Below are 14,538 nucleotides of genomic sequence, written 5' to 3'. Positions count from 1 at the left end.
GCTCTGAAATCCGCTGGATAGCTTCCGGGCCATGGCGCATGACTACGTGATCATCGGAGCGGGGCCCGCGGGACTTCAGCTCGCCGCCTCCCTGGAGCGTGCCGGTGCGGACTACGTGGTCCTGGAGCGCGGCAGCGTCCCGGGCGCGTTCTTCACCCGTTTCCCCCGGCACCGCACCCTCATCTCGACCAACAAGGTGCACACCGGTTACGAGGATCCGGAGCTGCGGCTGCGGATGGACTGGAACTCCCTGCTGAGCGACGATCCCGACCTGCTGTTCACCCGGTACAGCCGCCGCTATTTCCCGGCGGCCGACGACATGGTCCGCTATCTGGCGGACTTCGCGGAGCGCACCGGCGTCCGCGTGCGGTACGGCACCACGGTGCAGCGCGTCTCGCGCGACGCCGACGGGTTCACCGTGACCGGTGCCGCCGGGGAGACCTGGCGGGCGCGGCGGGTGGTGGTGGCCACCGGGGTGCCGCTGGCGAACGTGCCGTCGGTCCCCGGCATCGAACTGGCCGAACGCTACGACACGTTCGACACCGACCCGGAGTCCTTCACGGACCAGCGGGTGCTGGTGATCGGCCGGGGCAACTCGGCCTTCGAGACGGCCGACAGCCTGATGGAGACCGCGGCGGTCATCCACCTGGTCGGCTCCGGTTCGCTGCGCCTGGCCTGGCAGTCGCACTACGTGGGCCATCTGCGGGCGGTGAACAACAACTTCCTGGACAGCTACCAGCTCAAGTCGCAGAACGCGCTGCTGGACGGGCGGGTCCTGGAGATCTGGCGGGACGGGGACGGCTTCCGCGTGCCGGTGGCGTTCGAGCGGGCCGACGAGGTGGTGAAGGACCTGCGCTACGACCGGGTGATCGTCGCGACCGGGTTCCGGTTCGACGCGTCGGTCTTCGACGGCACCTGCGCGCCCGAGACCGTGATCGGCGGCCGGTTCCCGGCCCTGACCGCCGTCGGTGAGTCGGTGAACGTGCCGGAGCTGTACTTCGCCGGGACCCTCACGCAGGGCCGCGACTTCAAGAGGTCCACCACCGGTTTCGTGCACGGCTTCCGCTACGCGGTGCGCGCCCTGTACCGGGAGCTGCGCCGACGCCACCACGGCGAGCCCTGGCCGGTGGCGGAGCTGGGCCGGGAGACCGGGGCGGCCGTCGACCGGATCATCGAGCGGGTCAACCGGTCCTCCGCGCTGTGGCAGCAGTTCGGCGTCCTCGGCGACCTGCTGCTGCTCGCCCCGGACGGCACGATGCGCCACGCCGAGGAGGTCCCGGTCGGGCACGTGGCGCGGGCCGTGCGCGCCGGGGACTTCGGGGAGGTGGCCGCGTACGCGGTCGTCACCCTGGAGTACGGGGCCGACCACGACCGGGTGGACCCGTTCGATGTGTCGGCGGGCCGCTCCGCGCGGCGGGACGCGCCGGGCCTGGACGGCCGCTATCTGCATCCGGTGGTGCGCTGGTACCGCGCCGGGGAGGACGTCGCCGAGCATCATCTGGCGGAGAACCTGGAGAACGAGTGGGACAGCGAGGACGTGCACCGGGGCCCGCTGCGCGCGTTCCTCGCCGCCCGGCGCGGCCCGGCCGCCCCGGTGGCGCCGTGACACTGCGCGCGCTGCACGAGACGGCACGCCGGGCCCTGGACCCGGTGCACTACGACTATGTGGCGGGCGGCGCGGGCGAGGAACGCGTCCTCGCGGACAACGAGCGGGCGTTCGACCGGTACGCGCTGCTGCCCAGGGTGCTGCGCGGCAGCGCGCGGCGGGACACCTCCGTCGATCTGCCGGGCGCCCGCGGGGCGGGCCCGGTGGTGGTCGCGCCGACCGCGTTCCACCGGCTGATGCATCCGGACGGCGAGCGGGCCACGGCTCGGGCCGCGGCGGCCGAGGGCGCCGTCCTGGTGACGGGCGCGGCCGCGACCGTCGCGGTGGGCGAGGTGGCCGCGGCGGCCCGGGAGGCGGCGCCCGGCGCGGCCGTGTGGTTCCAGCTCTATCCGCATCCGCGCCACGAGGTCACCGAGGCGCTGGTGCGGCGGGCGGAGGAGGCGGGCTGCACGGCCCTGGTGGTCACCGTCGACTCGCCGGTGTTCGGGCGGCACACCCGGGACCTGCGCAACGGGTTCACGGACCTGCCGCCCGGCTGTGCCGCCGAGAACATGCGGGACCTGCCCGGCGCCCCGCCGGGCGCGCTCACCGACATCCCCATGTCCCCGGCGCTGAGCTGGCGGGACTTCGACGCGCTGCTGGGCACGACCTCGCTGCCCGTGCTGGTGAAGGGCGTCCTGCACCCGGCGGACGCGCTGCTGGCGGTGGAGCACGGCGCGGCCGGGATCGTCGTCTCCAACCACGGCGGCCGCCAGTGCGACACCGTACCGGCCGCGCTGGACTGCCTGCCGTCGGTCGCCGAGGCGGTCGCGGGCCGGGTGCCGGTGCTGCTGGACGGCGGGGTGCGCCGGGGCGGCGACGTGGCCGTCGCGCTCGCGCTCGGCGCGGCGGCGGCCGGGGTGGGCCGCCCGGTGCTGTGGGCCCTGGCCGCCGAGGGCGAGGCGGGCGTGCGGCGGGTCCTCGCGGAACTGCGCGACGACTACGACCACACGCTGGCGCTGTGCGGGGGCGCCCGCAACGCCGATCTGACGCGGGACATGGTCGTCCCGAGAGGCGGGACGCGGTGAGCGGCGGCCGGACGGCGGACACGTGGTGGCTGCCGCGCGCCGTGGTGGCGCTGCGGGTGCGCATCTTCGAGAAGGTGAACGACGACCGGGTGGTGACGCTGCCCAGCGCGGCCCACGGGCCGGAGGTGTTCGAGCGGGTGTACGCCCATCCGGCCGCGAACGGCCGCAGTGCCGGGGCGGGTCTGTCCGATCTGTTCTGGTACTGGCTGTCGCCGGGGTCCGAGGTGCACCAGGAGCATCTGGAGCCGGGCGCGCGCTACGAGGACGTGGCCGAGACGACCCGGCGGATCCTGGCCGGCGGCTCGGCCGACCTGGCGGCGGCCGCCGCCCGCGCGGTCGCCGTCGCCCTGGACGCGCTGCCCGCGGACCGGATCAGCCTGGTGCGGCTGCGTGACCTGGTGATGCCCGCCTGGGCGGAGTTCTGCTACGGGCTGGTGTTCCGCGAGCCGTGCCCGCCGCACGCCCGGAAGCTGATCACCGCGCACGCCGACGATGTGATCAGCGCCCTGAAGTGCACGGGGCTGCGCCATCCGCGGCGCCGGGCGCGGCTGACGGCGTATCTGCGCGAGCGGCTGGCGGCCGGTGACGTGCCGCACCGGCTGCCCGGCTCGCTGTCGCCCGAGGAGCAGGTCTTCTACCTCCAGGGCACGTTCTTCAACACGGCCGTCGTGCAGCTCTCGGAGGCGACCGCGCATCTGCTGCTGGCGCTGGCCCGGCATCCCCGGGTGCAGCGGCGGCTCGCGGACGACCCGGGCGACGACCGGTATCTGACACAGGTGCTCGACGAGACGATGCGGCTGTATCCGCTGTTCGGCATCGCGCACCGCGTCACCACCGACGACATCCCGCTCGACGCCCGCACCACGCTGCCGCGCGGTTCGGTGGTGTGCTTCAGCTACCCGGACTACCACGCCACGGGCTACGAGCGGCCGGACGTCTTCGACCCGGACCGCTGGGCGTCGCTGTCCGCCAGGGACGCCCACCACATTCCGTTCGGGGTGGCGGCCAACCGGCCGTGTCCGGCGTGGCGGCTGTCGCCGCTGGTGCTGCGGGCCGCCGTGCGCGAGGTACTGGGCCGCTTCCGGCTGGAGTCGGCGGTCTCGCACACCCGGTCCATCCCGCACCGCGCGCCCTGCCTCATGGTCCCGCGCGGCCTGGAGCCCGGCAGGCGGCTGGCGCCGCTGCGGGGCTTTCTGCGGGTGCGCGACGGCGTGGAGGACGTCACCCGGGGGGTGCGGCAGCTCGTGCTCGGCACGGTGATGGTGCTGCACGCCCGCCATCAGCGGCCCGCCGCACGCTACTTCGAACGGTTCCCGCCCGGCCGGTGCCCGGTCGCGCGCTCAGGAGGTGACGGCGGATGAAGCCGACGGAGATCGCCCCCGTGTTCTTCCTCGCCGTCGTGGTGATCCTGGCCGTCTGCCGGCTCGTCTCGGGGCTGCTGCGGCGGGTGGGGCAGCCGCCCGTGGTCGGGGAGATGCTCGCGGGCGTGGTGCTGGGCCCCTCGGTGCTCGGCGCCCTCCTGCCGGGCGTCGAGGCGCGGCTGTTCCCCGCGGAGTCGCGGCCGGTCCTGTACGTGGTGGGGCAGATCGGCCTCGTCGCGTTCATGTTCCACGTCGGCTGGGACTTCCGGGTGGACCGGCTGCGCGGTGTCGCCCGCCCGGCCGCGCTGGTGTCCGCGGCCGGGGTGCTGGTGCCGGTGGTGCTCGGGGCGGTGCTGGTCGCCGCCGTCGGCGAGCGGACCGGCACACTCGCGCCGGGGGTGCCGCTGGTGGTGTCGGCGCTGTTCGTGGGGGTGGCGCTGGCGGTGACGGCGTTCCCGATGCTGGCCCGGATCATCGCCGAACAGGGCCTGGCCGGAACCCGGTTCGGGTCGCTGGCGCTCGGCGCGGGCGCCGTGGACGACGCGGTGGCGTGGGTGCTGCTCGCGGGTGTCTTCAGTGTCTCCGGGGGCAGCGCGGGGCTGGTGTCGCTGGCCGTGGCCGGTGCTCTGGGGCTCGTCGTGGTGCTGGGGGTGGTGACGCGGCTGCGCGGCCGCACCGTGCGCCTCGCGGAGCGGGCGGCGCCCGAGAGCCTGCTGCCGGTGCTGGTCGGCGCGCTGTTCCTGGTGGCCTGGTACACCGACGAGATCGGGCTGTACGCGGTGTTCGGGGCGTTCTGCCTCGGGCTGGTCTTCCCGCGCTCGGAGCGGCTGGACCACACGGTGGGGACGCTGAAGCCGGTGGGCACGGTGTTCCTGCCGCTGTTCTTCACCTACTCGGGGCTGAACACGGACTTCGCCCTGCTGGGCTCGGGGCCGGTGCTGCTGCTGACCCTGGCGTGCGTGCTGGTGGCGGTGGCGGGGAAGTTCGGCGCGTGCTGGCTCGCCGCGCGGCTGGCCGGGGAGCCGGGGCCGGTGGCGCTGCGGGTGGGGGCGCTGATGAACGCGCGGGGGCTGATGCAGCTCATCGCGCTCAATCTGGGCCTCGCGGCGGGCATCGTGACCCAGGCGCTGTTCAGCGCGCTGGTGGTGGTCGCCGTCGTCACCACCGTGATGGCGACCCCGCTGCTGCACTGGATCGACCGGCGGGAGCGGGCACGCCTCGGCCCGTCCCGCGCCGGGGCCCTCGCGCCGGGGGTGCCGGAGGGGCGCTGACACGGGGCCGGGCTCCGCCGACGCGTGCGCGGCACGTGTCGGCGGAGCCCGGTGTGCGGTGCGGTGAGGGGTCCGGGGGACGGTCCGGTGGACGTCAGCCCTCCGCCGCCAGGCGCCTCTTGTCGGGTTTCCCGGCGGGGGTGAGCGGTACCTCGTCGAGGAGGGTGAGGCGGGTCGGGGCGGTGGCCTCGCCCAGCTCGGCGCTGACCAGGGCGCGCAGTTCGCCGAGTCGGGGGAGGCGTCCCGGTGCGGGCACCACGAAGGCGTGGACGGCCTCGCCGGTGTCGTCGTCGGGGACGGCGACGACGTACGCCTCCCCCACCGCCGGGTGCGTGGCGAGCACCCGCTCGACGGGACCGGCGTAGTACACGTCGGCGTTCACGATGATCACGTCGCGGACGCGCCCGGTGAGCCAGAGGCGGCCCTCGCCGTCGAGGTGGCCGCGGTCGCGGGTGCGGACCCAGCCGCCGGTGAACACCTCGGCGCTCAGGGCGGGTTCGCCCAGGTAGCCGCAGCCCTGGGAGGGGGTGCGCACGAAGAGTTCGCCGTCCGTTCCGGGCGGCAGGCACCGCCCCTCGTCGTCCCTGACCTCCAGCTCGACCGGGGGGACGCCCAGCGAGCCGGGTTCGTCGTCCGGGGTGGCCATGGAGATCATGCCGGTCTCCGTCTGGCCGTAGCCGTGGAAGACCACCGGGCCGAGCACGTCGGCCGCCTCGCGCAGCCGGGCGGCGTCGACCGGGGAGCCGGAGACCATCAGGGCGCGCAGTGCGCCGAGGTCCACGGGCCGGGCCCGGACGCTCGCGACGAGCTTCGTGAGGCGGGCCACGGTGATGACGCTTCCGGTGGCCCGGTGGCGCACCAGGCTGTCGGGGAAGGCCGGGGCGTCGGCGGTGACGAGGGTGCCGCCCGCGGCGAGGGCGAGCAGCCCGTACTCCATCATGACCTGGCTGGCCAGGGTGCCGAAGACGAGGAACCGCTCCAACCGCGGGGCGAGTTCGCGGACGGCGGGGGGCCAGCGGTCGGGGTGCGCCGCCCAGGCCGCGGTCATCGCGGCGTAGGTCTGGGCGCACGCCTTGGGGACGCCGGTGCTGCCGCTGGTGTGCAGCAGCCGGGCGATGTCCCGCGGCCGGGCCGAGACCGGCGGGCGCCGTCCGTCGTCCTCGGTGGCGAGCAGGTCGTCCAGGGCGAGGACGGTGCCGGGCCGCGCACCGGCCGCGCCGTCCGGGGCGTCGGTGACGCGGAAGGCGGTGCCGGTGAGCACGTGCTGGCGCTGGCGTGGTGTGAGGCCCGGTCGTACGCCCACGACGCGGGCGCCCACGGTGTGGGCGGCGAGGACGGCGGCGAACGCCTCGGGGCCGACGCCGAGCAGCAGGGCGACGCCGTCGCCGGGGCGGACGCCCCGGGCGCGCAGGCCCTTCGTCACCCGCCGTACCAGGGCGAGGAGCCGGTGTCCGGTGACGATCCGGTCGCCGTGCTCGAAGACGGGGCGGTCGCTCGCCGCTTCGAGGAGGTCGAGGACGGCGCCGGGGAACTGCTCAGCCAAGGCAGGACTTCACGAACGCGGCGAGCGGCTGCCGATGGACGGCCGGGATGTCCCAGTCGTTCTCCAGGTTCTCCGCCAGGTGGTGGGTCCCGGCGAGTTCGCCGTCGCGGTAGTGGCGCACCACGGGGTGGAGATAGGTGGCGTCCATGGCGTGTTCGGGGTCGTTCTCGCTGACGCGGGGCACGGTGACGTCGAACGGGTCGACGTGGTCGTGGTCGGGCCCGTACTCCAGGTCGACGACGAACCGGTGCCGAGCGGGGCCGAGTTGGCCGTCGGTGACGTAGTCGAGGGGGACCTCCTCCTGGTGGAGGGCGTGGTCGTCGTGGACGGTGACCACATCGCCTAGGAAGCCGAACTGCTGCCACAGGCCGGAGGAGCGGTTGACGCGCTCCACGAGGGCGTCGGCGACGGCCTCCGGCGCGGCGGGCAGGGTGCGGGCCGGCCAGGGCGTCGCGTGGTGGCGGGCGCCGAGGATGCGGTGCAGGGCGCGCACACCGTAGCGGAAGCCGTGGATGAAGCCGTTCGTGGAGCGTTTGAAGTCGCGCTGCTGCGTGAGCGTACCGGCGAAGTACAGGCCGGGTACGTCGACCGACTCGTAGGCCGAGGTCTGGGCGGGGAAGCGGCCGTCGACGGCGAGGGCCGGGCGGCAGCCGGCCTCGAACAGCGAGGCGTCGAAGCGGAATCCGGTGCAGACCACGATGCGGTCGTAGTGGAGTTCGCGGAGCCGTTCGGTGGTCCGGGCGTAGCGGAACTCCACCCGGTAGCCGCCGTCCGGCCGCCGTTCGATCCGCTCGACGGTGCCGTCCAGGACGGCGTTCTGCGACTTGAGCTGGTAGCTGTCGAGGAAGTTGTTGTTCACCGCGCGCAGATGGCCCACGAAGTGGGTCTGCCAGGCCAGTTTCAGCGAGTGCGGTCCGGCGACGTGGATGACGGCGGCCTTCTCCATGAGGGAGTCGGCGGTCTCGAACGCGGAGTTGCCCTTGCCGAGGACGAGCACCCGCCGGCCGGTGAAGGAGGCCGGGTCGGTGTCGAAGTCGGTGTAGCGTTCGGCTTCCTCGATGCCGGGGATGTCCGGGATGTGGGGCAGGGACAGGCCGGTGGCGACGACGAGGCGCCGGGCCCGCCAGGTCCGGCCGGTGTCGTCGCGTACGGTGAAGCCCTCGTCGTCGCGGGAGACGGAGGCGGCCCGGACGCCGTACTCGACGCGGGCGCCGGTGTGCCGGGCGAAGTCGTCGAGATAGCGCACCATGTCGTCGGCGGCCGGGAAGTAGCGCTCGCTGTACCGGGTGAACCGCAGTGCAGGATCGTCGGTGAGCAGCGAGTTCCAGTCCATGCGCAGGTCGCGTTCCGGGTCGGTGTAACCGGTGTTGACCTTGTTGATCGATATGAGCTGCCGATGCCGGGGGAAGCGGGTGAAGAACGTCCCTGGCCCGCTCCCCCGCTCCAGGACGGCGTAGTCGCGTCCCTCGCGTTCCAGCAGAGCGGCGAGCTGGAGTCCGGCCGGTCCGGCCCCGATGATGAGGTAGTCGCGCACCATGGGGCGGACGCTAGCGGGCACGGATCAGAGGACTCTGAGATTGCGGCCCCGCCGCCCGTCCGCCGGGCCCGGAGACGGCCCCGGCGGACGAGTGCGGACGAGCGCGGGCGGGGCGGATCAGGCGAGGGCGACCAGGGCGCGGTGGTCCTCGCTCCACAGGTCCTCGGCCGCGTCCGGCAGGAGCAGGACGCGGCCGGGGCGCAGGGCGTCGATGGCGCCCTCGTCGTGGGTGACCATCACGATCGCGCCCGGGTAGGAGCCGACGGCCGCCAGGACCTCGCCGCGGGAGGCGGGGTCGAGGTTGTTGGTCGGCTCGTCCAGCAGCAGCACGTTGGCGCCGGAGTGGACCAGCCCGGCCAGCGCCAGGCGGGTCTTCTCCCCGCCGGACAGGACCCCGGCGCTCTTGTCCGCGTCGTCCCCGCCGAACAGGAACGCGCCCAGGACCCGCCGCGCCTCGCCCTCCGTCAGGTGCGGCGCGGCGTCGGACAGGTTCTGCAGGACCGTGCGCCCGGGGTCGAGGGTGTCGTGCTCCTGGGCGAAGTAGCCGAGCCGCAGCCCGTGTCCGTGCACCACACGGCCGGTGTCGGGCCGCTCGGCCCCGGCGAGGACGCGCAGCAGGGTGGTCTTGCCCGCGCCGTTGAAGCCGAGGACGACCAGGCGGTTGCCCCGGTCCACGGCCAGGTCCACGCCGTCGAGCACCCGGCGGCCGCCGTAGGACTTGGTCAGGCTGACCGCGCCCAGCGGCATCCGGCCGCACGGCAGCGGCTCGGGCAGCCGGATCCTGGCGGTCTTCTCCGTGCGGCGGGCCGGTTCCAGGTCGGCCAGCATGCGGTCCGCGCGCCGGGCCATGCTGCGGGCCATGGCGGCGGTGGCCGAGCGGGCCTTCATCCGCTCCGCCTGCGTGTGCAGGGCCGCGGCCTTGCGCTCGGCGTTCGCCCGCTCCCGCTCCCGCCGTCGCCGGTCCGCCGCACGCTGGGTCAGGTGGGCGGCCCAGCCGGTGTTGTGGACGTCGATGGTCGCCCGGGTGGCGTCCAGGTGGAAGACCCGGTTGACCACACCGGCGAGCAGAGCGGTGTCATGGCTGATCACCACGAGACCGCCCGGGTACTCGCGCAGGAACGCGCGCAGCCAGCCGACGGAATCGGCGTCCAGGTGATTGGTCGGCTCGTCCAGCAGCAGCACGCCGTCGTGGCCGGCGAACAGGATCCGGGCCAGCTCGACCCGGCGCCGCTGGCCGCCCGAGAGGTCGCCGACCGGCTCGGGCAGCACCCGCTCGGGCAGACCGAGACCGGCCGCCACACGGGCGGCCTCGGCCTCGGCCGCGTATCCGCCGCCGGCCTGGAAGGCGGCCTCGGCCCCGGTGTAGGCACGCATCGCCCGCTCCAGGTCGCCCGGCGAGGCGGCCGCGGCCATCGCGGTCTCGGCCGCGCGCAGGCGGCGCAGCGCCGTGTCCAGGCCGCGAGCGGACAGGATCCGGTCCATGGTCGTGACCGCCGGGTCGGCGGCGCGGGAGTCCTGCGCGAGGTGGGCGACCGCGCCGGTGCGGGTGATGGTCCCGGCGGCGGGCTCGGCCCGTCCGGCGAGGGCAGTCATCAAGGTGGTCTTCCCCGCTCCGTTGCGGCCGACCAGGCCGATACGGTCACCGGGGGAGACGGTGAAGGAGATTCCCGAGAGCAGCAGGCGGGCGCCCGCACGCAACTCGGCATCGCGAACAGTGATCACGGGATGACGCTCCGAAAAAGCGAAAGGACACACTTCTGGCGTGGAAGCGGGTCCTCGGCTAGGAGATTCGGGGCGTGGACATGTGCCTCACCCTAGCCGACGCCGCCCGGCGGGCCACAGCCGCGCCCGGTTCCCGGGGCTCCGGCGGGGGCACGTACGGACGCGCCGTGCGTCTCGCCACGGCGACGGCCGTGGTCAGCGGTCCTGCGCGTCGCCCGGCGGCAGCCGCCGGGTGATCCGGTCGAAGAGGTCCGTCAGCGGCTCGCCGACGTCCCGGCCGAACTCGGTCAGCCCGTAGGTGACCTGAGGGGGTGTCGTCGGCTCGACCTTCCGCCAGACCAGGCCGTCCTCGACCAGCGCGCGCAGGGTCTGGGCGAGCATCTTCTCGCTGATGCCCCGGATGCTCTCGCGCAGCTCGTAGAACCGGAGATCGGTGTTCCGCAGGGAGATCAGCACCCAGACGCCCCACCTGCTGGTCACATGGTCGACCACGTCGCGCGCGGGGCAGTCCGTGTGAAACACGTCATACCGCTCCCCCGCCCCGGCCTGTCTGTCCTGCACGCCTCCCGCCATGTCATGAGCTTACCCGGAGGTACGTCCTTACCGAAAGTTAGCCCGTGCTCCTAGCGTGACGAGCGCACAGAACTTCTGACGAACCATCTCTTGCAAGGAGCTTTTCATGATCGTCGTGACCGGGGCCACGGGGAACATCGGCCGGCCGTTGACGCGGGCGCTGGCCGAGGCGGGACAGCGGGTGACGGCCGTGTCGCGGCGTCCTGCACCGGTGCCGGACGGGGTCCGGCACCGGGTGGCCGACCTGTCCGAGCCGGCCGGCCTCAAGCCCGCGCTGGAGGGGGCCGAGGCGCTGTTCCTGCTGCTCTCCGGCGATCTGCACGCCGCCGGAGCCAGCCCCGCCGACATCGTCCGGGAGGCGGCGGGCAGCGGGGTCCGGCGGGTCGTCCTGCTCTCCACGCTGGGCGTGGTGACCAGGCCCTTCGGTGCCACGCGGATCGCGATGCGCGCGCTGGAGGACACGCTGCGCGAGTCCGGTCTCCAGTGGTCGGTCCTGCGGCCGGGCGGCTTCGCCTCCAACGCCCTGTGGTGGGCCGAGTCCGTGCGCACGCGGCAGCTCGTCGCCGCGCCCTTCGGTGACATCGGGGTGCCGGTCGTCGACCCGGCGGACATCGCGGCGGTCGCGGCGGCCTGCCTGCTGGACGACCGCCACACCGGCGGCGTCTACGAGCTGACCGGCCCGGAGGTGATCACTCCTCGTCAGCAGGCGCGGGCCCTGGCCGACGCGCTGGGCTCACCGGTGAGGTTCCAGGAGCTCACCCGCGCTGAGGCCAGGGACGCCATGGCGCAGAGCATGCCGGCGGAGCTGGCCGACGACACCCTGGACATCCTCGGTTCGCCGAACCCGGCCGAGCTGCGGGTCAGCCCGGACGTCGAACGGGTCCTCGGCCGCGCCCCGCGCCCCTTCGCCGACTGGGCGGCGCGCCATGTGGCGGCGTTCCGCTGAGGCATGACTCCCCCGGTCCCGGATCCTTCTCCACCCGTCCGGGACCGGGACCGGTCACCCCGCCTACACCATGACCGGGTCGGTGCTCGTCATGCTCCGCGCGGCCAGCCCGGTCCGCCGTCCGTCCTCGGGCGTGCGGCCCGGCGCGACGAGTTCCCCGCCCTCCCCGTCGCTGAGCAGGTCCGCGGTGATCTCCGCCACGGACCGGTGCCAGAGGCCGGCCCGGCGCAGCATCGCGTGGTCGCCGCCCCGGACCAGCACCGTACCGGCGGACGCGCCGCGGGCGCGGGCGCGCCGGACGTAGGCGACGGAGGCGGCGGGGCTGGTCACCCGGTCCCGGTCGCCGTGCACGACGACGAGGCCGCTGCCGCGCAGCTGGTCGACGGGTTCGTCCTCGACCACCCAGGGAGCGAGCGCCAGGACGCCGGTGACCTGGGGGTGACGGGATGCCGCCAGCGCGGCCCTGCCTCCCATGGAGTGCCCGATCAGCACGACGGGCACCTCGCCGTGGGCCGCGGTCAGCTCGTCCAGCGCGGCCAGGGCGTCCTGGGCCGGATCGCCCTCGTTCCAGCCCCGGTACCGGTAGCGCACCTCGCCGAGGAGCACATGTCCGGACGGGACCGCCGATGCCGCCGACCGCAGCACGGGGCGCATGCGCAGCGCGGCCGGGTGCCAGCGCCGGGAGGGCGCGCGGCTCTCCTCCTGTCCGCCGTGCAGGGCGAGTACGGCGGCCCGGACCCGCGGGGGCAGCTGCCGCACCCGCAGCGGGGATCCGCCCGTGCCTCCGCGGTCCTGTGCCGTCGCCGTCATCGTCGTCCTCCCTGGCCCCGCGCCGGGCGCTCGCACCGGGGATCCGTTCCGGTCCCCGGCCCGGCCCGCCGAAGTGTGGCCGGAGTGCCACAGTACGGCCGCGCGCGCACCGGCGGCGACGGTCACTTCGGGCGGGCCGTCCTTGCGCGGACGGCCCGCCCGGGTGCACCCGCCCCGGGACCGGCGCCGACCGCGGGCGCGCTGGGCGGGTGGAGGTCCGGCCCGCCCGCCGGCTCGTGGCAGCCGGGCGGGCCGGACGTCTGGTCGCGGCGGATCAGGGCCGGTTGGCGGCGGTGACGTCGACCGCCGCCCAGGCCTTGTCGACCGCGGCGTACTCGGTGCTGGTGGTGCCGTAGAGGTCGCCCGCCGCCTTCAGCGTCGCCTCACGGGCGTCGTGGAAGTCGGTGGTGGAGACCATGTACCGGGTCAGGGCCTGGTAGAAGACGCGCAGCGCCTTGTCCCGGCCGATGCCCTGGACGGTGGAGCCGTCGTAGGTGGCGGAGTCGTAGGTGACGCCGTTGACGGTCTTGCGGCCGCTGCCCTCGGCGAGGAGGTAGAAGGCGTGGGAGGAGACACCGGACCCGGCGTGCACCTCGGCGTCGGCGGTGGACTGGGTCCAGTAGTCGACGGTGCCTTCGAGCCGGTCGAGGGAGGGCTTGTCCAGGCGGCGCAGGAAGCCCTGGTCCAGGCCGAGCTGTTCGCCCATCAGGTAGTTGCCGGTCTTCGGGTTCGTGCTGAACTCGGTGGCGCTGCCGAAGATGTCGGCGAGCGACTCGTTGAGGGCGCCCGGCTCACCGTACTGGTTGCCCCGCGAGTCGACCCGGGTCGGTTCGAGACCGGCGGTGGCCGCGACGACGCCGTGGGTGAGTTCGTGGCCGGTGACGTCCAGCTGGACCAGCGGCTTGGTGAAGGTCTGGCCGTCCCCGTCGCCGTAGATCATGCAGTGGCAGGTGTCGTACCAGGCGGCGTTGCCGTAGTCGGTGCCCCAGTGGACCACGCCCTGGGGGCCGGCGCCGTCGTTCCGGATGCCGTTGCGGCCGAACGTCTTCTTGTAGAAGTCGAAGGTGGCGGTGAGTCCGTGCGAGGCGTCCACCGCGGCGGTGGCGTTGTCCTTGGTGGTGCCGTCGCCCCAGGTGTCGTCGGAGTCCGTCAGCGGGGAGGCCGCGGTGAAGATCTTCGCGTCCTCACGGGTGGCGTGCCTGGCGTCGCGGATCTCGGCGTCACCGCGGGTGGTGTCCTTGAGCAGGAACGTCCGGGCGGCCGTCTGCGTGGTGTCGAGGGTGACGGTGCCGGAGAAGAGGGACAGGCCCTTGCCGACGGCGGGGGCCGGGTAGCCGGAGCTCCTGCCGGAGGCGCGCACGAGGGCGCTGCCCGCGGCGGTCCTCGGGTGCGGAGTCTCGCCGCGCTGCTGGAGGCGCGCCACGACCCGCGGTGACAGGAATCCGTCGACGGTGGGCGCGCTGCGGAGCACGCTGCCGGTGGCCGCGTCGACCAGGACGGTCCGGGCGGCGTCGGGGGCGCCGTCCGCGGCCGTGACGTCGACCTGGTAGGCGAGGGTGCTCGCGCCCGCCGTGTGGTCCACCACCAGCCGGGCCGCGGCGGGGCGCCCGTCGCGCACCTGGGCGGCGGCGTGCTTCTCGGCCTCGCGCGGGGTGAGTTCCGCGGCGGTCGAGGGCAGCGAGACGGCGCTGCCCGCCGCGCGCGTCACCCCGAGGTAGGCGGAGTCGGCGCCCAGGTGGACGACAAGGTCACCGCCGACGACCGGCACACCGCGGTAGAGCTGGGCGAAGCGCACATGCCGCTTGCCGTCCTGATCGGCCATCACCTCGACAGCCCTGAGCCGGGTCTGCGCGCCGACTCCGGTGGCGGCGGCGTGGGCGAAGGCCGCGGCCTGGGCGGCTTCGACGGTCGCGGACGTCCGGCCGGCCGCCCGGGCCGCCACCGTGGGGGTGTGTCCGGCCGGTGCGGCCACGGCCGTGCCGGCGGTCGCGGCCAGGGCGGTGGCGGCGACGAGGGCGAGAGCCGTTCGGGATATTCGCGCGGAACGCATGCGTGGTCCTCGGAAGTCGAAGATGTGGGGAGTGGGGAGTGCGGGCCCCTCG

The 14,538-nt window shown here is 74.5% G+C and carries 11 protein-coding genes; 5 read left to right on the top strand and 6 right to left on the bottom strand.

The features are described from left to right. Positions 1-31 precede the first annotated feature (31 nt). Genes ACWDYF_RS28180 through ACWDYF_RS28165 form a run of 4 tightly spaced genes read left to right on the top strand, consistent with a single transcriptional unit; the run spans position 32 to position 5,305 of the window. Entirely contained in the window at positions 32-1,606 is a 1,575-nt protein-coding gene (locus ACWDYF_RS28180; protein WP_389469297.1) for an NAD(P)-binding domain-containing protein, read from the top strand. Next, positions 1,603-2,673 carry an alpha-hydroxy acid oxidase gene (locus ACWDYF_RS28175; RefSeq protein WP_389469295.1) on the top strand — a complete coding sequence of 357 codons (1,071 nt, stop codon included), beginning with the start codon at positions 1,603-1,605 and terminating at the stop codon, positions 2,671-2,673. The genes ACWDYF_RS28180 and ACWDYF_RS28175 overlap by 4 nt, the downstream gene beginning before the upstream one ends. Then, positions 2,670-4,034: a cytochrome P450 gene (locus tag ACWDYF_RS28170; RefSeq protein ID WP_389469292.1), complete on the top strand. Its 1,365-nt coding sequence runs from the start codon at positions 2,670-2,672 to the stop codon at positions 4,032-4,034. Before ACWDYF_RS28175 ends, ACWDYF_RS28170 begins: the two co-directional genes overlap by 4 nt. Further along, a complete protein-coding gene (locus ACWDYF_RS28165; protein ID WP_389469290.1) occupies positions 4,031-5,305 on the top strand; it encodes a cation:proton antiporter in 1,275 nt (424 codons plus the stop codon). Before ACWDYF_RS28170 ends, ACWDYF_RS28165 begins: the two co-directional genes overlap by 4 nt. 94 nt (positions 5,306-5,399) lie before the next feature. Here ACWDYF_RS28165 and ACWDYF_RS28160 read toward each other — a convergent pair whose 3' ends face one another. From ACWDYF_RS28160 to ACWDYF_RS28145, 4 genes are all read right to left on the bottom strand, one after another. Next, positions 5,400-6,848: a class I adenylate-forming enzyme family protein gene (locus ACWDYF_RS28160; RefSeq protein WP_389469287.1), complete on the bottom strand. Its 1,449-nt coding sequence runs from the start codon at positions 6,846-6,848 to the stop codon at positions 5,400-5,402. Continuing rightward, positions 6,841-8,385: an NAD(P)-binding domain-containing protein gene (locus tag ACWDYF_RS28155; RefSeq protein ID WP_389469284.1), complete on the bottom strand. Its 1,545-nt coding sequence runs from the start codon at positions 8,383-8,385 to the stop codon at positions 6,841-6,843. Before ACWDYF_RS28155 ends, ACWDYF_RS28160 begins: the two co-directional genes overlap by 8 nt. 117 nt (positions 8,386-8,502) lie before the next feature. After that, positions 8,503-10,107, bottom strand: coding sequence for an ABC-F family ATP-binding cassette domain-containing protein (locus tag ACWDYF_RS28150; protein ID WP_389469281.1), 1,605 nt, complete (start codon positions 10,105-10,107; stop codon positions 8,503-8,505). 195 nt (positions 10,108-10,302) lie between these two features. Then, on the bottom strand, positions 10,303-10,680 hold the full coding sequence (locus tag ACWDYF_RS28145) for a winged helix-turn-helix transcriptional regulator (protein WP_389469278.1): 378 nt from the start codon (positions 10,678-10,680) through the stop codon (positions 10,303-10,305). Between the two features lie 106 nt (positions 10,681-10,786). On the opposite strand from ACWDYF_RS28145, the gene ACWDYF_RS28140 reads away from it, so the two are divergent. After that, positions 10,787-11,626: an SDR family oxidoreductase gene (locus ACWDYF_RS28140; protein ID WP_389469276.1), complete on the top strand. Its 840-nt coding sequence runs from the start codon at positions 10,787-10,789 to the stop codon at positions 11,624-11,626. Positions 11,627-11,689: 63 nt separating this feature from the next. Here ACWDYF_RS28140 and ACWDYF_RS28135 read toward each other — a convergent pair whose 3' ends face one another. Together ACWDYF_RS28135 and ACWDYF_RS28130 are read right to left on the bottom strand one after the other, a co-directional pair. After that, positions 11,690-12,436 (bottom strand): alpha/beta hydrolase, encoded by a 747-nt coding sequence (locus ACWDYF_RS28135; RefSeq protein WP_389469273.1) that lies wholly within the window; start codon positions 12,434-12,436, stop codon positions 11,690-11,692. Between the two features lie 274 nt (positions 12,437-12,710). Further along, positions 12,711-14,486 carry a M4 family metallopeptidase gene (locus ACWDYF_RS28130; protein WP_389469268.1) on the bottom strand — a complete coding sequence of 592 codons (1,776 nt, stop codon included), beginning with the start codon at positions 14,484-14,486 and terminating at the stop codon, positions 12,711-12,713. Positions 14,487-14,538: the final 52 nt, after the last annotated feature.

It is taken from the genome of Streptomyces sp. NPDC003284 (assembly GCF_053589675.1).
Note: the sequence above shows the minus strand (reverse complement) of the source record. Positions and strands in the feature narration are given on the sequence as shown.